The sequence below is a fragment of the Deinococcus aerius genome (assembly GCF_002897375.1).
Taxonomy (GTDB): Bacteria; Deinococcota; Deinococci; order Deinococcales; family Deinococcaceae; genus Deinococcus; species Deinococcus aerius.
The window spans coordinates 152,135-171,359 of the sequence record NZ_BFAG01000001.1 but is presented as its reverse complement, the minus strand read 5'-3'; the positions used below and the strand labels follow the sequence as shown (position 1 = coordinate 171,359).

General features: G+C 68.5%; 16 protein-coding genes and 1 tRNA gene. 3 read left to right on the top strand and 14 right to left on the bottom strand.

Translation table 11 applies throughout. The annotated features are described in order from the left end of the window. Positions 1 to 109: 109 nt before the first annotated feature. Both metH and DAERI_RS00735 read left to right on the top strand, forming a co-directional pair. Positions 110 to 3,853, top strand: a complete 3,744-nt coding sequence (metH, locus tag DAERI_RS00740; RefSeq protein ID WP_103127569.1) for a methionine synthase — start codon at positions 110 to 112, stop codon at positions 3,851 to 3,853. After that, positions 3,850 to 4,605, top strand: a complete 756-nt coding sequence (locus tag DAERI_RS00735) for a methylenetetrahydrofolate reductase (protein WP_103127568.1) — start codon at positions 3,850 to 3,852, stop codon at positions 4,603 to 4,605. Before metH ends, DAERI_RS00735 begins: the two co-directional genes overlap by 4 nt. 170 nt (positions 4,606 to 4,775) lie before the next feature. Here the strand turns inward: DAERI_RS00735 and DAERI_RS00730 are convergent, their stop codons facing one another. From DAERI_RS00730 to DAERI_RS22180, 11 genes are all read right to left on the bottom strand, one after another. Further along, positions 4,776 to 6,059: a DUF4139 domain-containing protein gene (locus tag DAERI_RS00730; RefSeq protein WP_165794021.1), complete on the bottom strand. Its 1,284-nt coding sequence runs from the start codon at positions 6,057 to 6,059 to the stop codon at positions 4,776 to 4,778. 185 nt (positions 6,060 to 6,244) lie between these two features. After that, positions 6,245 to 7,285 (bottom strand): ABC transporter ATP-binding protein, encoded by a 1,041-nt coding sequence (locus tag DAERI_RS00725; protein WP_235610154.1) that lies wholly within the window; start codon positions 7,283 to 7,285, stop codon positions 6,245 to 6,247. After that, on the bottom strand, positions 7,282 to 8,328 hold the full coding sequence (locus DAERI_RS00720) for an ABC transporter ATP-binding protein (RefSeq protein ID WP_103127566.1): 1,047 nt from the start codon (positions 8,326 to 8,328) through the stop codon (positions 7,282 to 7,284). The genes DAERI_RS00725 and DAERI_RS00720 overlap by 4 nt, the downstream gene beginning before the upstream one ends. Positions 8,329 to 8,422: 94 nt before the next feature. Beyond that, complete coding sequence (locus tag DAERI_RS00715; RefSeq protein WP_103127565.1) at positions 8,423 to 9,550, bottom strand: ABC transporter permease; 1,128 nt, start codon at positions 9,548 to 9,550, stop codon at positions 8,423 to 8,425. Positions 9,551 to 9,587: 37 nt separating this feature from the next. Then, positions 9,588 to 10,568 (bottom strand): ABC transporter permease, encoded by a 981-nt coding sequence (locus DAERI_RS00710; RefSeq protein WP_103127564.1) that lies wholly within the window; start codon positions 10,566 to 10,568, stop codon positions 9,588 to 9,590. A gap of 95 nt (positions 10,569 to 10,663) precedes the next feature. Continuing rightward, positions 10,664 to 12,427, bottom strand: coding sequence for an ABC transporter substrate-binding protein (locus DAERI_RS00705; RefSeq protein ID WP_103127563.1), 1,764 nt, complete (start codon positions 12,425 to 12,427; stop codon positions 10,664 to 10,666). A 438-nt stretch (positions 12,428 to 12,865) separates the two neighbouring features. After that, the gene (secG, locus tag DAERI_RS00700; RefSeq protein WP_103127562.1) at positions 12,866 to 13,090 is read right to left on the bottom strand and encodes a preprotein translocase subunit SecG; all 225 of its coding nucleotides are present in this window, start codon (positions 13,088 to 13,090) and stop codon (positions 12,866 to 12,868) included. 76 nt (positions 13,091 to 13,166) lie between these two features. Continuing rightward, positions 13,167 to 13,249: transfer RNA gene (locus DAERI_RS00695), tRNA-Leu, on the bottom strand. Positions 13,250 to 13,302: 53 nt separating this feature from the next. After that, positions 13,303 to 14,556, bottom strand: coding sequence for a phosphoribosylamine--glycine ligase (gene purD / locus DAERI_RS00690; protein ID WP_103127561.1), 1,254 nt, complete (start codon positions 14,554 to 14,556; stop codon positions 13,303 to 13,305). After that, positions 14,556 to 15,461 (bottom strand): MBL fold metallo-hydrolase, encoded by a 906-nt coding sequence (locus DAERI_RS00685; protein WP_103127560.1) that lies wholly within the window; start codon positions 15,459 to 15,461, stop codon positions 14,556 to 14,558. The genes purD and DAERI_RS00685 overlap by 1 nt, the downstream gene beginning before the upstream one ends. Then, positions 15,458 to 15,631, bottom strand: coding sequence for a hypothetical protein (locus DAERI_RS22180; protein WP_165794020.1), 174 nt, complete (start codon positions 15,629 to 15,631; stop codon positions 15,458 to 15,460). Before DAERI_RS22180 ends, DAERI_RS00685 begins: the two co-directional genes overlap by 4 nt. Positions 15,632 to 15,742: 111 nt before the next feature. Here DAERI_RS22180 and DAERI_RS00680 point away from each other — a divergent pair, with 111 nt between their 5' ends. Then, the gene (locus DAERI_RS00680) at positions 15,743 to 16,513 is read left to right on the top strand and encodes a substrate-binding periplasmic protein (protein WP_103127559.1); all 771 of its coding nucleotides are present in this window, start codon (positions 15,743 to 15,745) and stop codon (positions 16,511 to 16,513) included. 281 nt (positions 16,514 to 16,794) lie between these two features. On the opposite strand, the gene DAERI_RS00675 is transcribed toward DAERI_RS00680, so the two are convergent. Genes DAERI_RS00675 through DAERI_RS23010 form a run of 3 tightly spaced genes read right to left on the bottom strand, consistent with a single transcriptional unit; the run spans position 16,795 to position 19,186 of the window. Then, positions 16,795 to 17,169 (bottom strand): RNHCP domain-containing protein, encoded by a 375-nt coding sequence (locus DAERI_RS00675; protein ID WP_103127558.1) that lies wholly within the window; start codon positions 17,167 to 17,169, stop codon positions 16,795 to 16,797. Beyond that, on the bottom strand, positions 17,166 to 17,594 hold the full coding sequence (locus DAERI_RS00670) for a hypothetical protein (RefSeq protein WP_235610213.1): 429 nt from the start codon (positions 17,592 to 17,594) through the stop codon (positions 17,166 to 17,168). Before DAERI_RS00670 ends, DAERI_RS00675 begins: the two co-directional genes overlap by 4 nt. Before the next feature lie 44 nt (positions 17,595 to 17,638). Continuing rightward, positions 17,639 to 19,186, bottom strand: coding sequence for a phospholipase D-like domain-containing protein (locus DAERI_RS23010; RefSeq protein WP_103127557.1), 1,548 nt, complete (start codon positions 19,184 to 19,186; stop codon positions 17,639 to 17,641). Positions 19,187 to 19,225 lie beyond the last annotated feature (39 nt).

The following is a 19,225-nucleotide window of genomic DNA, read 5'->3' as shown; positions in this document are numbered from 1 at the left end:
GATGGCGCGGCAGGAGACGATGGCCCAGAGGCGGCGCAAAAGGCGCATTCGAGGTTTCACGGGCGGCGAGGGGTTGAGGCGCGGCCCGTTTTCCCACCGGGGTGATTTCATGGCGGCAGACACACAGGACATTCGCGCCCACGCGCGGGAACGAATTCTGGTCCTCGACGGGGCCTGGGGCACCATGCTCCAGCGGGCCGGGCTGACCGAGGGCGACTTCCGCTGGCCCGGGGCCGACCCCCTGCGGATGTACCGGGGCAACTTCGACCTGCTACAACTGACCCGGCCCGACGTGATCCGGGACGTTCACCGCGCCTACTTCGAGGCGGGGGCGGACATCGCCAGCACGAACACCTTCAACTCGACGGCGATCAGCCAGGCCGACTACGGCACCGAACATCTCGTCCGCGCGATGAACGAGGCGGGGGCGCGGCTGGCCCGCGAGGTCGCCGACGAATTCACCGCCCGCGACGGTCGGCCCCGCTGGGTCGCCGGGTCGGTCGGGCCGACGAACCGCACGGCCACCCTCTCCCCCGACGTGGAGCGGCCCGACTTCCGCAACGTGACCTTCGATGGTCTGGTCGCTGCTTATATCGAGCAGGTGGGGGGGCTGATCGTGGGGGGCGCCGACCTGATTCTTATTGAAACCGTGTTCGACACGCTGAATGCGAAGGCGGCCCTGTTTGCGTGTGAGGAGGCGTTCGTTCAGGCCGGGAAGACGCTCCCCATCATGCTTTCCGGCACGATTACGGACGCTTCGGGGCGCACGCTGAGCGGGCAGACGCCGGAAGCGTTTGTCGTGAGTACCGAGCACGCCAACCTCTTCAGCGTGGGGCTCAACTGCGCGCTCGGCGCCGACCTGCTGCGGCCCCACCTGCGGGCGATGGCGGCGAACACGGAAACGCTCGTCAGCGTCCACCCCAATGCGGGCCTGCCCAACGCGTTCGGCGAGTACGACGAGACGCCGGAGCATACCGCCTCTGTCCTGCGCTCCTTCGCCGAGGAGGGGCTGGTCAACATCGTGGGCGGCTGCTGCGGCACCACGCCGGAGCATATCCGGGCGATCAAGGCGGCTACCGAAGGTCTTCCTCCCCGAACCGCCCCCAAGCTCCCCCCCTACCTGCGCCTGAGCGGCCTGGAGGCCTTCACCGTTACCCCCGAGACCAACTTCGTGAACGTGGGCGAGCGGACGAACGTGACGGGCAGCCCGAAATTTGCGAAAGCCATCCTTGCGGGGGACTTCGACGCGGGGCTCAAGATCGCGCGGCAGCAGGTGCAGAACGGCGCCCAGCTCGTGGATGTGAACTTCGACGAGGGGATGCTCGACGGCGAGGCGGCGATGGTGCGCTTCCTCAACCTGCTGGCGGGCGAGCCGGATATTTCCCGCGTGCCGCTGATGCTCGATTCCTCCAGGTGGGAGATTCTGGAGGCGGGCCTGAAGCGCGTGCAGGGCAAGGCGGTCGTGAACTCCATCAGCCTCAAGGACGGCGAGGAGAAGTTTCTGGAACGGGCGCGGCTGCTCAGGCGTTATGGAGCGGCGGCGGTCGTCATGGCCTTCGACGAACAGGGGCAGGCGGACAATCTGGAGCGGCGCATCGAAATCTGCTCGCGCGCTTATAAATTGCTGACCGAACAGGCCGCCTTCCCCCCGCAGGACATCATCTTCGACCCGAACGTGCTGACGGTGGCGACGGGCATCGAGGAGCACGACCGCTACGCGCTGGACTTCATCGAGGCGACGCGCTGGATCAAACAGAATCTGCCGGGCGCGCTGGTGTCGGGCGGCATCTCCAACGTGTCCTTCGCCTTCCGGGGCAACAACCACGTGCGCGAGGCGATGCACGCCGTCTTCCTGTACCACGCAATCAAAGCGGGCCTCGACATGGGCATCGTGAACGCGGGGATGCTCGCCGTGTACGAGGACATCGAGCCGGAGTTGCGGGAGGCGGTGGAGGACGTGATCCTGGCCCGCAGGCCCGATGCCACCGAACGTCTGGTCCAGCTTGCCGAGAGCTACAAGGACGTGAAGCGGGAGGCGACCGCCCAGAGCGCGTGGCGGGAGCAGCCCGTCGCGGAACGCCTGAAGCACGCCCTCGTCGCCGGAATCACGGATTATGTGGTTGAAGACGCGGAGGAAGCCTACCAGCTCCTCGGCTCCCCCCTCGCCGTCATTGAGGGGCCACTGATGGACGGCATGAACGTGGTCGGCGACCTGTTCGGGGCCGGAAAGATGTTCCTGCCGCAGGTGGTCAAGTCGGCCCGCGTGATGAAACGCGCCGTCGCCCACCTCACCCCCTACCTGGAGGCGCAGCAGACCGGGCAGGGCGGGAAGGGCAAGGTCCTGCTCGCCACCGTGAAGGGCGACGTTCACGACATCGGCAAGAACATCGTGGGCGTGGTGCTCGCCTGCAACGGGTATCAGGTGACCGACCTCGGCGTGATGGTGCCGACCGAGAAGATTCTGGACACGGCGCGCGAGTTGGGCGCGGACGTGATCGGCCTCTCCGGTCTGATTACCCCCAGCCTCGACGAGATGGTGAACGTGGCGCGGGAGATGACCCGGCGAGGGCTGGACACACCGCTCCTGATCGGCGGCGCGACGACCAGCCGGGCGCACACGGCGGTCAAGATTGACCCGGCTTATGACGGCACGGTCGTCCACGTGGCGGACGCCAGCCGGGCCGTCGGGGTGGTGGGCGACCTCCTCTCCCAGCCCGACGCGGTGCGGGAGCGCGTGCGGAACGAGTATGAGGCTCTGCGGGAGCGGCACGGGGAGCGGAAGGTGCGCCTGATTTCCCTCCCGGAAGCCCGCGCCCGTGCCCCCCGCCTCTCCCCTGCCCGACCACCCGCCCCCCGTGAACCGGGTCGGCAGGTCATCGAGCAACCCATCGCCGAATTGCTGGACTACATAGACTGGACGCCTTTCTTCATCGCCTGGGAGATGAAGGGCATCTACCCCAACATCCTGACCGACCCCCTGCGCGGCGCTGAGGCCCGCAAGCTCTTTGACGACGCCCAGGCCCTCCTGCGCCGCATCGTGGACGAGGGGTTGCTGAGGGCACGCGGCGTGATCGGGCTGTGGCCCGCCCGTCGGGAGGGCGACGACATCGTGGTGGGGGCAGAGGACCACGCGGACCCCCTCAACCACCAGACGCACGAACTGGCCGCCGGGCGGGCGCACCTCTCCCCCATGGCCCGCCTCCACACCCTCCGCCAGCAGCGCGACCAGGCCACGCCGAACACCGCCCTCGCCGATTTCGTGGGCCTGAAGGGAGACCACATTGGCGCCTTCGCGGTCGCCATCCACGGGGCGGAGGAGTTGAGCCGCGAGTTCGAGCGGCAGCACGACGACTATGGCGCGATTCTGGTCAAGGCCGTGGCCGACCGCCTGGCCGAAGCCTTTGCCGAGAAGCTCCACCGCGACGTGCGGGTGCGGCACTGGGGCTACGCGGAAGGCGAGACGCTGGGGAACGAGGACCTCATCCGGGAGCGCTACGCGGGGATCCGCCCCGCGCCCGGCTACCCCGCCCAACCTGACCACACCGAGAAACGCACCCTCTTCGGGCTGCTGGGGGCTGAGGACATCGGCCTCTCGCTCACCGAGTCGTGCGCGATGTTCCCCGCCGCCGCCGTCTCGGGCCTGTACTTCGCGCACCCGGAGGCGCACTACTTCGCCGTGGGGCGCATCGGGCGCGACCAGGTCGAGGACTACGCGGGACGCAAGGGCTGGACGGTCGAGGAGGCCGAACGCTGGCTGGGGCCGATCCTCGCCTACGACCCGGGGAAGCTCCCGCCACCTCCCCCACAATCCACGGCCCACAGTTCACAACCCGCCGCCGGGGGCGGCCAGTGACCACCACCCCGAGAACCCGCGTCTCGGTCGAACTCGTGCCCCGCAGCCGCAGCGGACTGCGCGCGGAGCTGGAGGTCGTGGCCAACCACCTGCCGGGCATCGACACCGTGAACGTGCCGGACTTGACGCGCTTTTCGACCCGTTCCTGGGTGGGCTGCTCTTTCGCGCGGCCCCGCTACCGGGCCATTCCGCACGTGCGCGCGGTGGACCTCAACCCGGTCGAGCCCCTGCCGATGGCCGAGACGCTGGAGGCGGCGGGTATCGACGAGGTGCTGGTGATCACGGGCGACGCCCCCGCCGACATGAGCGCTCGGGTCTACGACGTGGACGCGGTGCGGGCCATCCGGCGTTTTCGCCGCGAGCTGCCGCACGTGCGGGTCTACGCGGGCCTGGACCCCTACCGCCAGAGCTTCGCGCGGGAGCGCGACTACCTGGAGCGCAAGCTGGACGCGGGGGCCTGCGGCTTTTTCACCCAGCCCTTCTTCGACCTGCGCCTGATGGACGCCTTCGCCGACCTGATCCCCGAGGGCGTGGAGGTCTGGTGGGGCGCGACCACCGTGACCAACGACGCCACCCTGAACTACTGGCGGGCGCGCAACCACGCCGTCTTTCCCCGCTCCTTCCAGCCGACCCTGGAGTGGAACCGCGAGTTCGCGGCCCGGACGCTCGCCTTCGCGCGGGAGCGGGGGCACCACGCCTACTTCATGCCGGTCAGGGCGGACGTGCGGGCGTATCTGGAGGGGATCGTCTAGGAGCAGGCGCAAAAGGGTGGTCATGCCGAGCGTTGGCGAAGCACCACGAGGCTTCGAGACCCTTCACTTCGTTCAGGGTGACAAGGTTGCTGAGTTCCGCCCTCGTGGTCAGCAAAAGAAAGCCCCAGCCTGAGCTGAGGCCCGCGCCATCCCCTTCTGACGGCTGAACGCTAGCTGTTGTCCACCACCAGCGTGAAGCTCTTCGTCGCCTTGCCGTTCGCAGGCACGTCCACCCGCAGTTCGGCCTGCGCCTGGTTCTGGCGGGCGGGCGCAGAGTCAATGATGATGCGGCGCCCCCCCACCGTCTCGGTCACCTCGGCGCGGACGGCGCGGTCCTTGCCGTTCTCGAAGGCGTAGGTGACCCGGTAGGTGCTCCGCACGACGTTCCCCTGCGCGTTCTTCTCGCTGCTCACCGTCTGCACGCTGCGGGTGTAGCGGACATCCGGGTCGCTCCCCAGAGTGAACTCGATCTCGGCGCCCTTGGCCGTCTCGGGAATGGTCGTCTGCCCGGCGATCCGGCCCTCCTCGCGCACGGTGATGCTGCCGCCGGGCAGGCGCTGATCGGCCTTGAGGCGGTAGAAGCGGCTCAGCGTGCCGGAGGCATTCTGCGGGGTGAAGTAGGTGTTCAGCCCCGCGTACCGCTCGAAGCTGGTGAGCTTGGGCGTCAGGAAGGGCAGGGTAACGACGCTGTTGGCGGGCAGGGTGAAGGGCGTGGACAGGGCGTAACGGTACAGGCCGCGCAACTCGCCGAGGGAGTTGATCTTGGGGGCGGCGGTGTCGGCGAGCGCTCCGGCCGTTGCCCGGCTCTCCACCGCGTAGGGCGCGGGCACCGGCGGCCCCCCCTGCACCTCCACGTCCCCCGCGTACAGCTCCGTCATCTTCACGTCGTAGGCGAGGTCGGTGCCGTTGCGGATGTCCGCCAGGGCCGAGAGCTGCGCCCCACCCGTCCCGGCCTTGAGGGTGTAGCGCGGCGCCCACGTCACCGCGCGGGTCAGGTAGGACAGGGTGCCCGTCCCCGCCTGCGGCAGCGTGAAGGTCAGCGTTTGAGAGGGCGTGAGGGGGTTCAGGGGCGGCGGCACGTCAAAGCTTAAATCCTCGTACCGGGCATTCAGGTAGCGGCCCTGCGCGTCCCTCACCAGCAGGTCGCGGGCGCGGATCAGAGTGACGGGCTGCGGGTCCGCGTCCCCCCGCTTCAGGTACACCGTCTTGCCCTCCAGCGTGGCGAGCCAGTTCGCCTCCTGCCGCTGCACCGCACTCGTGAAGTTCAACCCTTCGAGGTCGAGCGTGCCGGGGATCAGGCCCGCCCAGGCCGCCTCGGGCAGCGTGACGCTCAAGGTCGTCCCGGTCGCCCGTACAGGTTCACGCACTTCCGTAAAACTGGGGTAGATGCGGAGGTCCGCCGCCGAGGCCGTGCCAAGCAGCAGGGCCGCTGCCGTCATGAGAGTTCGTTTCATGGCCGCATCCTGCATCGCCCCGAATTGTGACGTGTGAGAGGTTTGGTCAGAAACGCGACAGCTTGGGGAGGCGCAAAAAAGGTCCCCGCGCGGGGCGAGGGCCTTGTGACGCCATAACAAGAGCACCGGGGCGGCCCGGTGCTCCTTTTCACTTCTCGCTTCGCTCGGCCCCTGGGGGGCGGCGCTTACAGGATGTCGTCGCGGATGCAGGCCTTGAAGTGGCCGGGCGCGACCTCGCGCAACTCGGGCACGATGCGGGCGCAGTCGTCCACCGCGTAGCGGCAGCGGGTGCGGAACACGCAGCCGCTGGGCGGGTTGATCGGGCTGGGAATGTCCCCTTCCAGGATGATGCGCTGGCGCTTCACCGTGGGGTCGGGCACCGGCGCGGCGGAGAGCAGCGCCTCGGTGTAGGGGTGCTTGGGGTTGTTGTTCAGCTCGCGGCTGGAGGCGATCTCCATTACGCGGCCCAGGTACATCACGATGATGCGGTCGCAGATGTACTCGACCACCGCGAGGTCGTGCGCGATGAACAGCACCGTCAGGCCCAGTTCCTCCTGGAGGTCCTGGAGGAGGTTCACGACCTGCGCCTGGATGGACACGTCGAGCGCCGAGACCGGCTCGTCCGCCACGATGAAGGAGGGGTCCACCGCGAGCGCGCGGGCGATCCCGATGCGCTGGCGCTGGCCGCCCGAGAACTCGTGGGGGTAGCGGCGCATGTGTTCGGGGCGCAGGCCCACCTTCTGGAGCAGCTCGGCGATGCGGTCGACCCGCTCGCGGCCCGGGTGCAGGTTGTGAATCTGCATGGCCTCGCCGATGATGTCCGACACCGTCATGCGCGGGTTGAGGCTGGCGAAGGGGTCCTGGAAGATGATCTGCATCTCCCGGCGGTAGTCGCGCATCTGCCCCTTGGAGAGCCGGGTGATGTCGGTCCCGTTGAAGATGACCTGCCCGCCGGTCGGCTCGATCAATCGCAGGATCGCGCGGCCCGCCGTCGTCTTGCCCGAGCCCGACTCGCCCACCAGGCCGACGACCTCGCCGCGCGCGAGCTTGAAGGACACGTCGTTCACGGCCTTCACGTTCCCCACCACGCGCGAGAGCAGCCCGCCGCGAATCGGGAAGAACTTCTCCAGGTTGTTCACTTCCAGCAGCGTCTCGCCGGTGGGGGGGCCTTCACGCCTGCCCTTGGTCACCCCGGGCACCGCGGCCACAACGGTGGTCTGGGTCATGCGGTCACCTCCTGCTGGACCTGCTCGAACTCGTGCCAGCGGATGCAGCGCGCGGTGTGCCCGTTCCCGGTGTCGAAGAGGGGCGGCACCGCCTCGCGGCAGGCCTCGACCGCGAACTTGCAGCGCGGCTCGAAGGGGCAGCCGGGCGGCAGGTTCAGCGGGTTGGGCACATTGCCGGGAATCGCCTCCAGGCGGCTCTTGGGCTTGCCGGGCTCGTGGATATGCACGCCTGGGCGGGGGATGGAGTTCAGCAGCCCCATCGTGTAGGGGTGGCGCGGCGCCTTGAAGATCTCGACCACGTCGCCTTCCTCCACCACGCGCCCGCCGTACATCACCACGACCCGGTCGGCCATCTCGGCGACCACACCCAGGTTGTGGGTGATGAACATGATGCTCATGCCGATGTCGCGCTGGAGCTTGCGCATCAGGTCCAGAATCTGCGCCTGGATCGTCACGTCGAGGGCGGTCGTGGGCTCGTCGGCGATCAGGAGGGCCGGGTTGCACGAGAGGGCCATGGCGATCATCACGCGCTGGCGCATCCCGCCGGACATCTGGTGGGGGTACTCGTTCACGCGCTTTTCGGGGGCGGGGATGCCCACGAAGCGCAGCATGTCGGTCGCCACGCCCATCGCGTCGCGCCGGTTCTTGCCCTGGTGCAGCATGACGGCTTCGGCGATCTGGTCGCCTACGGTGTACACCGGGTTGAGGCTCGTCATGGGCTCCTGGAAGATCATCGAGATGTCGTTGCCGCGAATCTTGCGCATCTCGGACTCGGAGAGCTTCACGATGTCCCGCTGGACGCCGTCCTTGCCGGTGAAGAGGATCTCGCCACCCTCGATCTTGCCGGGCGGCACGGGAATCAGGCGCATGATGCTCAGGCTGGTCACGCTCTTGCCCGAGCCCGACTCGCCCACCACCGCCAGCGTCTCGCCCTTGTTGATGTGGAAGGTCACCCCGTCCACGCTCTTCACCACACCGTCGTCGGTGTTGAAGTACGTCCTCAGGCCATTGACGGCCAGCAACACTTCACCCTGATGGGTCATCTTTCCTCCAGCCTTGGCTGCGACACTTTGCGGAACATGCACATCATCATACAGTCAGCACCGCGCCTGGCGTATACGTGCGGCGCGTGAGGCTTCACCGGCGCTTGCGCGGGTCAAAGGCGTCGCGCAGGCCGTCGCCCAGAAGCTGGTAGCACATCACGGTCAGCACGATGAAGAAGCCCGGGATCAGCACCCAGGGCCGCTGGGTGATGGAGGCGAAGCCGCCCTCCTGCGCCCTGCTCAGCAGGCTGCCCCAGGAGGCGTAGGGCTCGACCGCGCCGATGCCCAGGAAGCTCAGGCCGGACTCCAGCAGGATTGTGTTCGGAATGGAGAGGCTCAGCCCCACGATCAGGTAGGTGGTCATCGAGGGCAGCATGTGCCGCCACATGATGCGGCTGTTGGACGCCCCGAGCGAGGTCGCGGCGGCCACGTAGTCCTGCTCGCGCACGCTGAGCAGTTGCCCGCGCACCACGCGCGCCAGGCCGCCCCAATTGATAAAGGCCAGGATGCCCAGGATGATGTACAGCGCCAGAATCGGGTTGACGTTCTGCGGGAAGATGGAGCGCAGCAGGATCACCAGGAAGAGGTACGGAATCGCGGCGATCACCTCGATCAGACGCTGGATGACGTTGTCGACCCAGCCGCCGAAGTAGGCCGACATGGCCCCCATGAACATGCCGATCAGGGTCGAGAGCAGCACCGAGGCGACCCCGATGGTCAGCGAGATCTGCGAGGCGTACACCGTCCGGGTGAACAGGTCGCGGCCCAGCGAGTCACCACCGAACAGGTAGACCTTGCAGTTCTCGTTCCCGGTGCCGAAGAGGTGGATGTTGCTGGGGATGAGGCCCAGGATGCGGTAGCTGTCGCCGCGCACCCCAAAGTAGATCGGGCAGCGCTCCTTGGTCGGCCGGTACTCGTTGACGAACGTGTCCGGGTTGAGCTGCTGGGAGTAGTTGTAGACGAAGGGGCGGGTCAAGCCCTGCTCGGTGCGGACATGCACGGGCGTCGGCGGGTGATACGGCGTGAGGTTGGTGGTGCTGTAGCTCGAAAGCCCGTCGGGGGCGAGGAACCCGGCGAACAGCGCCATCAGGTACAACAGGATCAGCAGGGAGCCGCCGAATTTCGCCAGCGAGTTCCTGCGGAACTGGTTGAGCGCCACCGAAAACTGCGACTGGGACCGGCGAGCCGCCGGGGCGGGGGTGGACGTGGCGGGAACGCTCATGCCTGTTCCTCCATCTGTAAAAGGTGAGCGGCTCGCATCAGGCGTACCGAATTCGGGGGTCGACGACGCTCAGCAGAATGTCGGCGAGGACGTTCCCGATGATCAGCAGGATAACCGAGAGCATGGTCACTCCCGCAATCAGGAACAGGTCCTGAGAGGCGATGGCGTCCAGCGTCATCGGGGTAATGCCGGGGTACGCGAACACCACCTCGATAAAGCCCGCGCCGCTGATGATGGCGGGCAGCAGTCCCCCGAGCCCCGCGATGATGGGCACCAGCGCGTTGCGCAGGGTGTGCCGGTAGACCGCCGAGAACTCGCTGACGCCCTTGGAACGGGCGGTCCGCACGAAGTCGGCGTGCAGGAACTCCAGCATCTGCCCGCGCACCACGCGCGTCAGGCCCGCCGCGTCACTGACCGCCAGCACCAGCGCCGGAATAGCGACGTGCTTGGCGATGTCCAGGAACTTGCCCAGCGGGCTGAGCGAGAGGTAGTTGTCACTGGTCATGCCGTTGATCGGAATATCCCAGCCCGTCGCGTAGCGCAGTTGCAGCAGCCCGAAGATCACCAGCAGCGCCAGGAAGAAGCTCGGAAAACCCAGCAGGATGTACATGACGACGTTGATGGTCTTGTCGCCCAGCGAGTTCTGCCGCAGGGCCCCGTACACCCCCAGCGGAATGGCGATCAGGTAATACAGGATCAGGTACGGCAGCACCAGGCACATGGAGTTGAGGATGCGCGGCCACGCCAGCGCCAGAACCTTCTGCTGATAGGCGAAGGACTCCCCGAAATCGCCCTGGAACATATTGGTCAGCCACCGCCAGTACTGCACCGGCAGGGGCCGATCCAGCCCGAGGTTGCGCTGGAGGGCCGCGATGTGTTCGGGCGTGATGTTGGGGTTGAGGCGGGCGGGCGTCAGAAAGTCGCCGGGCGCGAGCTGGATGATGAAAAAGATCAGGAGGCTGGACAGCAGCAGTGTGGGGATGGCGCTCAGAAAGCGCCGAAGCAGAAAGGTGAGCAAGGCGGGTCTCCTCCCGGGGGCCAAGCAGCCGGGGCAGCCTCCCGAAGAAGCCGCCCCGAAAGAGAGCTGATACGCAGCTCCTGCCAGTTAGACGCTTACTTGATGTAGGTCGTCAGGTGAGCATAGGGACGCGACAGGTTGTAGGCGTCCCACAGGTCGCGGTCGTACTCACCGCCCAGACGGCTGTTGAAGGTGACGTGGTAGTTGGTGCCGACCAGGTAGACGAAGCCCTGGTTCAGCGCCTCGGCCTTGGACAATTGCTCACCGATCTTGCGGCGGGCGTCGTCGTCCAGCGTCTGGTCACCCTGGTAGTACAGCTTGGTCATCAGGCTTTCCTGCGGGGTGAGGCACTTGCCGTCCGCGGGCACGTTGTAGGCGTGCAGGTTGCCACCGCAGGGAATGACGTTGCTGCCGTAGGGCCAGATGTTGTCGCCGCCCGACAGGCCCAGCAGGATCGCGTCGAAGGGCCGGTTGGGTCCCTTGGAGGTGAGCTGGTCCACCAGGTTGTTGAAGTCGATGGGGGTGAAGTTGACCTTCACGCCGACCTTCTTGGCCTCGTCGGCGAAGATGCGCCCGAGCTGCTCGCGCACGGTGTTGCCCGCGTTGGTGGAGAGGTTGAACTCCAGCACCTTGCCGGTCCGGTCGACCAGGTAGCCCTGGGCGTTCTTCTTGGTGAAGCCGATCTGGGCGAGCAGCTTGGAAGCCTGCGCCAGGTTGTACGGGTACTTGGGCGTGCTGGCGAACTGGTAGTTCTTGAACACCGGGTACACGCCGGTGTACACCTCGGTGCCCAGGCCGCCCAGCGCGAGCTGGATCATGCCCTGGCGGTTGGCGATGTGGCTCATGGCCTGGCGGAAGCGCACGTCGCGGAAGAGCTTCTGCTTGAAGGGATCAGCCGCCTTGTTCCAGTTGAAGACGATCCACTGGCTGGTCGCGTTGGGGCTGACGTTCGGGAAGAGCTGGGCCTTGAGGTTGCCGCTGTCGATGGCGCGCTTGATCTGCGCGAGATCGTCCGCCTTGCTGGGAGCAAAGGTGTCGATCTGGCCCGCGAGGTAGGCGGCCAGGCCCGCGTTGAGGTCCTTGAGCAGCCGGATGCTCATGGTGTCGAGGTACGGCAGGGGCTTGCCCGCGCCGTCCTTGTTCCACTCGCCGAAATAGGGGTTCTTCCTCAGCACGGCGCGCTGCCCGGGCTGGTAGTTGCTGATCACCCAGGGGCCAGGCGACACGATGGTCTTGGGATCGGCGCTGATGCCCCACATCGCCTTGATGCCCTCGGCGCCCTTGCTGCGGTACACCGGGCCGAAGACGTGGTCGGGCCAGGGGATGAACGCCATGCGGACATAGGCGCCCGAGCTGACCTGCGGGAAGTCGAACTGCAGGGTGTAGTCGTCGATCTTCTTCAGCGTGATGGGCTTGCCGTTGAGGAAGAAGCTGTCGTAGGAGTTGCTGCCGACCTTGTCGTCCGTGTGGATCTTGAAGGTCGTCACGAAGTCGTCGGCGGTGATGGGCTGACCGTCGCTGAACTTCATGCCCTGGCGCAGCTTCACGACGAAGCGCTTGCCACCGTTGCTCACCGTCGGCATGGCGTCGGCCATGTGCGGGATGAACTTGTCCGTGCTGGGGTCCTGGGTAAAGAGGCCGCCCAGGCCAACGTCGCTCATCAGGTCGGGGAGGCTGTCCGCCTCGGCGCTGGTGAAGGGGTTGAGCGTCTTGTAGTCGCTCAGCGAGTAAATGCGGACCTCACCGCCGGTCTTGGCCTGCGAGGGGTTGGCGGCCATCCACTTGGCGGGCAGGACAAAGGGGGCAGCGGTGGCGGAGCCGACCGTCAGGGCGAGCGCGACGAACAGGGCTTTTCTCATGGGGGTGCCTCCTCGGCTGAAGGGCGCAGTCCGGCAAACGAGCTACGGTCATCTGGGCTCCCGGCGGGGGCCAGGAGTCAGCCATACACAACGTTTTCAGGGTTCCAGCGCCGCCACTATATGGATAGGCTTAGATCAGGTCAAGAGCGCAACAGACAGTGCGAGTGGATAATCACACATTGATCACACTTCATGGGGCATGATAGTTCGGCCCGCCGGAGGGCCAGAACCTCGCCGGGCCTCGTCCTAAGCGGTTTTTGGCGTGCCCAGAGGCGTGGGGACGAGCCCCGGTGGCGAAAAACGGCTTCTATAGCGGCACGGTTATCCTGTAAAACCATGCACTGCAGGGCGAACGTCCCCATTAAGGGGTCGCCACCCATCCCGACCAAACGAATGCCGCCGTCTCCTGATGGGAGACGGCGGCACGAACAGATGCTTTTAACGCGAGACGAAACTGATCAGCAGCGCCAGCAGCATGAAGAGTCCGCCCAGCACGCTGGTTACGCGGATCAGGCCGCCCTCCACGCCGCGCCCGCCCAGCAGCGAGCCGCCGGAGGCCATACTGGCCGAGAGTCCGGCCTGCCTGGGCACCTGCAGCAGCACGAAAAACACGAGCCCCACGCAAACCAGGGCGAACAGGATGATAAACAACGTCAGAATCATGGGGGACCTCTGGGTCGGACTGCGCTCTACTCGGGAGATGCCCGCGGGAAAACAGGCCTTCCGGGATTCCTTGGGGTGGTGCCGGTGAGGGGACTCGAACCCCTACGGTTTCCCGCTCGATTTTGAGTCGAGTGCGTCTACCGATTCCGCCACACCGGCACGGTTGCCCGGGTTGCGGGCCAGGCGGATGCTAGCGCGCCCGGGGTCCGGGGTCAAACGGGCTGGGGGTCCGGCTGCGCCCCGATCCGCCCCCCGAGGTCACGCCGGAGTTGCGCGCCGGGAAAGTCCACCCGGCCCGCCAGCGCGTAGGCGCGGCCCAGTGCCCCGTTCAGCGAGGGCGCGGTGGCAGTCACGGCGAGCACCCGGCCCCCGCTGCTCACGAGTTGCCCCCCCTGCTCGGCGGTGCCCGCGTGGTAGATCACCTCGCCGGGGCCGGGATCGGGGAGGCGCAGGGGAATGCCCTTCCGGGGCTCGCCGGGATAGCCGGGGGCCGCCAGGATCACGACCGCGCTGGCCCCGTCGCGGAAGCGCACGCTGGCGGGGTCGAGGTGGCCGCCCGCGGCATCCAGCGCGTGCCGGGCGAGGTCACTCTCCAGGAGCGGCAGCACCGCCTCGGCCTCGGGGTCGCCGAAGCGGGCGTTGAATTCGACGACCTTCGGGCCGCCAGGTGTCAGCATCAGGCCCGCATACAGGACCCCGGTAAAGGGATGTCCCTCGGCCCGCATTCCGGCGAGGGTCGGTTCGACGATCTCGGCCCGGATGCGTTCCAGGTCCGCCTCCGGGAGCGGGAAGGGGCAGATCACGCCCATGCCGCCCGTCATCGGGCCGGTGTCGCCCTCGAAGATGGTCTTGTGGTCCTGGCTGGGGGGGGTCAGGGCGTACCGCTCGCCGTCGGTCAGCGCGAGGACCGTGACCTCCTGCCCGGTCATGAACTCCTCCAGCACGGCCCGGGCGCCCTCCTGGGTGAAGATGTCGCGCAGGGCTGCCTCCGCCTCCGCCCGGGTGTGGGCGATGGTGACGCCCTTCCCGGCCCGCAGCCCGGCGTCTTTCACCACGAGCGGGAGGGGTTGCGCGGCGGCGTGGGTGAGGGCCTCTTCCAGGCTGTCGAAGCTGCGGTGCGCGGCGGTCGGGATGCCGTGGCGGAGCATAAAAGCCTTGCTCCACGCCTTGTCGCCCTCCAGCCGGGCGGCGGCGCGGCCAGGGCCGAAGGCGGGCACGCCCCGCTCCCGGCAGGCGTCCACCAGCCCGGCGGCGAGGTACGCTTCCGGCCCGACGATCACCACGTCCACCCCCTCGCGCACGGCGAGGTCGGCGAGGGAGGCCGGGTCCTGGGGGCCGCCGATCACGCGGGCCTGGGCGGCGATGCCGGGGTTGCCGGGGGTACACAGGACCTTGTGCCCCATCCGGGCGCACGCGTCCACGATGGCGTGTTCGCGGCCCCCCCCGCCCACCACGAGGACGCGCATCAGGCCCCACCCCGGGCGGCGGCCCGCTGCCAGTAGCGCACCAGGCCCTGCACGCTCATCCACGGCGGGCAGGCGAAGTTGAAGCGGTCGGGGAGGGTGGGGTCCTCCCGCTCCAGGTCGTCCAGCAACGCCCCGGTGAACTCCTCCGTGATCGCCTCCAGCCCCTCCCCGGCCTCCAGGCCCTCGCGGACGCGGGCGGCGTCCTCCTCCATCGTGGCGAGCAGGCGGTCCCAGTGGGCGGCCTCCTGCGGGTAGGCGCCGAAGTGCGCGAGGCGGAGGGTGCGGGCATCCGCCTCGCGGAGGGTGGCGACGCTCTCCCGCCAGGCCGTGAGGTCGATGTCGGGCGGCGGGGTGGGCGCGCGGGGCGTCTGGCGCGGGTCGAGGCGAACACCGCCCACGTCCCCCACGAAGAGGTCGTCGCCGATGTGGTAGGCGAGGTGGTGGACGGCATGACCCGGCGTGTACAGCGGCACCACCTCCGTCCGGCCCAGGCGCAGCGCCTCGCCGCCCGAGAGGACCTTCAACCGGTCCACGTCAATGGGCCGCATCTCGCCCCACAGCCGCCCCATCTGGTCGCCGTAGATCTGCCCGGCGCTCGCCAGCAGCCGCTCGGGACGCGAGAGGTGCGCCGCGCCGCGCTCGTGGACGTAGGCCCGGGCCCGGGGCACCCGCTCCAGGATGGTTCCCGCCGCCCCCGCGTGGTCGAGGTGAATGTGCGTGAGGAGCAGGTGGCGCACGTCGGCCAGCGAGGCGCCGAGGTCGCCCAGGCCCGCCTCCAGCGCGCCCAACGTGCTGCCCGGTCCCACGTCCACGAGGGCGAGGCCGTCCCCCGTGTCGAGGACGTGGGCGGCGATCACGCCGGGCACCTCCTGGAAATGGAGGTCGATGGGCTGGGGGCCGTTCACGCGTTTCCCGTCAGGCGGGCGCCCGCAAGCAGGACCGCCGCGACGTACTGCACCGCCGCGAGCGCCCGGAGCATCCCCACATTCGGCACCGACCGCAGCGGCCCGAGGGAGAGCGCCAGGATCAGGGTCGCGCTGAGCACGATAAAGGCCACCACCAGCCAGAGAGCCATGCGGGGAGTCTACCAGGGGTCAGGCGGTCGTCTGGGAGTGTGAGGTTCCTGACAGAGTCGGGCCTTTAGGCTCCGGTGGCCTCTGTTTCTCTTGACATTAAGGAGCATGACATGAACCGGACCTCCCTCTCCCTGCTTTCCCTTACCGCCGCCGCCCTGCTGCTGCCCACGGCGGGCGCCCGCACCCTGGCCGAGATCAAGGCCAGCGGCACGCTGCGCGTGGCGACCTCGGGCGACGTGCCCCCCTTCACGATGCTCGACGGGGGGCGTTACCGCGGCTACGAGCCCGAGCTGCTGGAAGCGGCGGCGGCCAGCCTGGGGCTCAAGGTGAGCTACCAGGCCGCCACGCCCGACCAGTTCGTCCGCCTGCTTCAGGAAGACCGGGTGGACGTGGCCTTCGGCGCCCAGGGCATCACGAGCACGCGGGAGAACAGGGTGGACTTCACCGTGCCCGTCGCCTGCGCGGGCGTGTCGGTGGTGTCCTTCGATCCCAAGCTGCAAAAGCACACGGACCTGGTGGGCAAGACCATCGCCGTGGGAGCGGGCTCCATCATGCACTCCTTCGTGCAAAAGCTCCCCTTCGAGAAGAAGGTGAACGTCTACGCCACGAGCGGCGACGTGATGTACGCCGTGATCTCCAGGGCCGTGGACGCCACCTTCGCCTACACGATCATGCAGCCCTTCGTCAAACGGATGTTTCCCAAGGCCGACATGCACTTCGGGCCGGAACTGTGGAGCGTGCCCATCGGCATGATGCTCCACGAGGACAACGTGACCACCCGCGCGGCGCTCAACGAGGCGATGACCCGCTACATGGGCACGAACGGCTACGCCTTCCTGACGCAGAAGTACTTCCGCAAGGACGTGCGCTGCAAGAGCTGAGTTCAGGCCGGGGGCAGTGAAGCAGGCGGTGGAAGCCCCCTCGCTGCGCCAGGCCCCTCCGCGAGCGGCTGTGCCAGTCCCCCCCGGGGAGAGGGGTCTTTCTCCCCGGACTCTATTCTTCCGTCGGCTGTTCTGGGCAAAGGCGCCGTCACCCGAGTCCTGAGCTGTGACGGGAAGAGACGCCCCGAGCTCTTCCGGCTTCTGGGAGACGACCAGACCCCCGCTTCGTTCAGGGTGACGACTCTCTGTTCGTCAAATGCCTGACGTGAGGGCCGATGCTTTTACAGGTCGGCCCTTCCCCTGGTGATGGGCGGCTCGTCCCGTGACCCGCTGCTCAGGCGCACGAGGGCGTCCCAACTGTCGGGCTGCGCGGGGTCGTCCAGCGCCGCCTTGTTGCGGCCCGTGAAGCCGCATTTGCGGCAGCGGTGCAGGATCACCCAGCCCTTCTTGCCGCTCTGCTCGACGCCGACGGGCACCATCACGCCGCGGCAGTCGCTGGCGCGGTCGCCGGGCTGAATATCCACGTGCAGCGAGTGCAGGCAGGCCGGGCAGTGATTGCGGACCGAGCCGTTCTGAAGAGGCCGCACCTCGGCACCGCAGTTCGCACAAGTGAAGCCGTTGTTCGTGCCCTGCGCGGTGAAGCGGCGGGCCGTCACGCGCGCCCCCGACCCGCCCAGCGGGAGTCGAGAAAGGCCCGGATCGCCGGGACCGCGACGAGGCAGGTGCCGAGCAGCAGGAAGGCCACGCCCGCGAGGCTGATGATCCAGCCCTGCCAGTTGCTCACGCCCGCCAGCATCCCCGCCACGAAGACGAGCAGCCCGCCCACCATGCTGAACGTAACCGTCAGCCGCCACGCCCACACGCTGCCACGCCAGACCTGCGCGAGCAGCACGGCGGTGGCGGCGGCGTACAGCACGTTCCGCGCGAAGTTGTCCGCGTTGCCCCGGAGCAGGTGCCCGAAAAAGGGCGTGGTCGCCAGCATGAACAGGCCCGCCAGCACGGCCAGCGTGGGGACACGGCCCGCCTCGGCGAGGGCAGGGTCGAAGGGGGAGGGGCCAGGCCCGCGCCGGGGGGTACTCACGCCCCCATTCCAGCACAGGTGCGGGGGGAAGACGGGGGCGGGGATTACGGCGCCCCCGCGGGCAACCACCACGGCGCGCGGATCGTCCCGGCCCGCGCCCACTCGAAGGCGAACATGCGCCCGTACTCCGAGGTGGTGCCGGGATCGCTCGTCGCCAGGGTGTACTCGGCCAGGCCCAGGGGCCCGAAGGACGAGTAGTGGAGGTTCTGGCTGCCCACCGTGAGCATCTGCCCGTCGATCAGGGCGGCCTTGGTGTGCAGCCCGCCCGCCGTGCCGTACCAGCGCGCCTGCACGTGCCCTTGCAGCCCCAGCGGCGCGAGTTCGGCTTTCAACCCCCGCAGCAGCGCCAGCGTCTCCGCCTGAAGGAGGGGGTCGTAGTCGAGGAGCAGCCGCAGGGTGACCCCCCGCTCGCGGATGGCGGCGGCGGCGGCCCGCCACACCGGGAGTTGCCACTCGGGGGGACAACCCCCCTCCTCCTCCAGCAGGCCCAGGCAGCCGAGGGTGCCGCTGACCTGCGACTGCATCACGTCGATACTCCTCTGCGCCGCGCCGAAGAGGGCGGTCACGGCGTCGTCCGCCCCGGCATACCCGTTCCGGCGGTAGAGGGGGTAGACGCGGGCCTCGCCGACAGCGGGAGAGGGGGCGCTCCAGGCCAGCGGAAGGGGCAGCGTGGGCGAGGTAAAGGCGCACTCGCGGCGCAGGGTGTCCGGCGTGGGCTCGGCCCGGCAGGTCAGGCGGCGGCTCAGATCCCAGGTGTCCCGGAAAGCGGCGGCGGCGTGCCGGGCGACCGGCCCCCGCACCCATATCCCCAGGTCGGTGAGGTCCAGGCCGTGCCCGCCGGGGGCGCCCGCGGGCAGGTGGAAGAAGCTGATATTGAAACCCCCCGTCAGCACCCGCTCGCCGTCCTGCACCACGAGCTTGACGTGGCTGTGGGGCAGCGCGTAGGCGTAGTTGGCGAGTTCCAGCCGCCAGCCGGGCACCGTGTCCCCCGTCAGCGGCACCCCCGCCGCGAGCAGGTGCCGGGCGGCGGAGTAGGCGCTCGCGGTGGGGTCGAGGAGATCCCCCAGCCGGATGGAGTTCCCCAGCAGGATGCGCACGGTCAGGCCGTCCGGGTGGCGCCCCGGGTACTCGGCCACGTCCCGGCGCAGCGCCGCGATGGCCCGTGCGACCCCCGCCCCGGGGGCATCCGGCCCGTCGTCCCAGATCATGTTGGCGATCAGGAGGTCGTGCCGGGTCTCCCCGAGCGCCGCCTCCAGCTCGTCGAAGCCGCCGTGGGGGGTGCGCGGCTGCGCGCTGTAGGCCGGGTCCGCCTGCGGAAAGTGCAGAAAGCCCTCTACCCGGTTGCCGCAGCTCAGGGCGGCGCCCTCTCCCGTCAGGCGGTCGTACAGCAGGCGGTCGAGGGGCGCCTCCGGGGGCGGGCAGACGTTGAGGCCCAGGCCGTTGAGGGCGCCCCGGTCGGGGGGCGGCAGGCGGAGGCCCAGCTCGAAGCCCGCCGGGAAGACCCCCGCCCCGGCGTCGGACGACGGCCCCATGAACAGGATCAGCAGGGCGAGGGCCCAGGCGAGCGGGCGGGGAACGCGGGGGGCGGCCATTCCGCACAAGATAGGTCCCCACAGGAGAGGGCGCCCCGG

Bases quoted from the DNA above. Each gene is read 5' to 3' on its own strand.
- DAERI_RS23010 (WP_103127557.1), bottom strand. From the start codon at position 19,186: ATGGCCGCCCCCCGCGTTCCCCGCCCGCTCGCCTGGGCCCTCGCCCTG.
- DAERI_RS22180 (WP_165794020.1), bottom strand. From the start codon at position 15,631: ATGGCTCTCTGGCTGGTGGTGGCCTTTATCGTGCTCAGCGCGACCCTG.
- secG (WP_103127562.1), bottom strand. From the start codon at position 13,090: ATGATTCTGACGTTGTTTATCATCCTGTTCGCCCTGGTTTGCGTGGGG.
- DAERI_RS00705 (WP_103127563.1), bottom strand. From the start codon at position 12,427: ATGAGAAAAGCCCTGTTCGTCGCGCTCGCCCTGACGGTCGGCTCCGCC.
- DAERI_RS00680 (WP_103127559.1), top strand. From the start codon at position 15,743: ATGAACCGGACCTCCCTCTCCCTGCTTTCCCTTACCGCCGCCGCCCTG.
- purD (WP_103127561.1), bottom strand. From the start codon at position 14,556: ATGCGCGTCCTCGTGGTGGGCGGGGGGGGCCGCGAACACGCCATCGTG.
- metH (WP_103127569.1), top strand. From the start codon at position 110: ATGGCGGCAGACACACAGGACATTCGCGCCCACGCGCGGGAACGAATT.
- DAERI_RS00725 (WP_235610154.1), bottom strand. From the start codon at position 7,285: ATGACCCAGACCACCGTTGTGGCCGCGGTGCCCGGGGTGACCAAGGGC.
- DAERI_RS00720 (WP_103127566.1), bottom strand. From the start codon at position 8,328: ATGACCCATCAGGGTGAAGTGTTGCTGGCCGTCAATGGCCTGAGGACG.
- DAERI_RS00715 (WP_103127565.1), bottom strand. From the start codon at position 9,550: ATGAGCGTTCCCGCCACGTCCACCCCCGCCCCGGCGGCTCGCCGGTCC.
- DAERI_RS00730 (WP_165794021.1), bottom strand. From the start codon at position 6,059: ATGAAACGAACTCTCATGACGGCAGCGGCCCTGCTGCTTGGCACGGCC.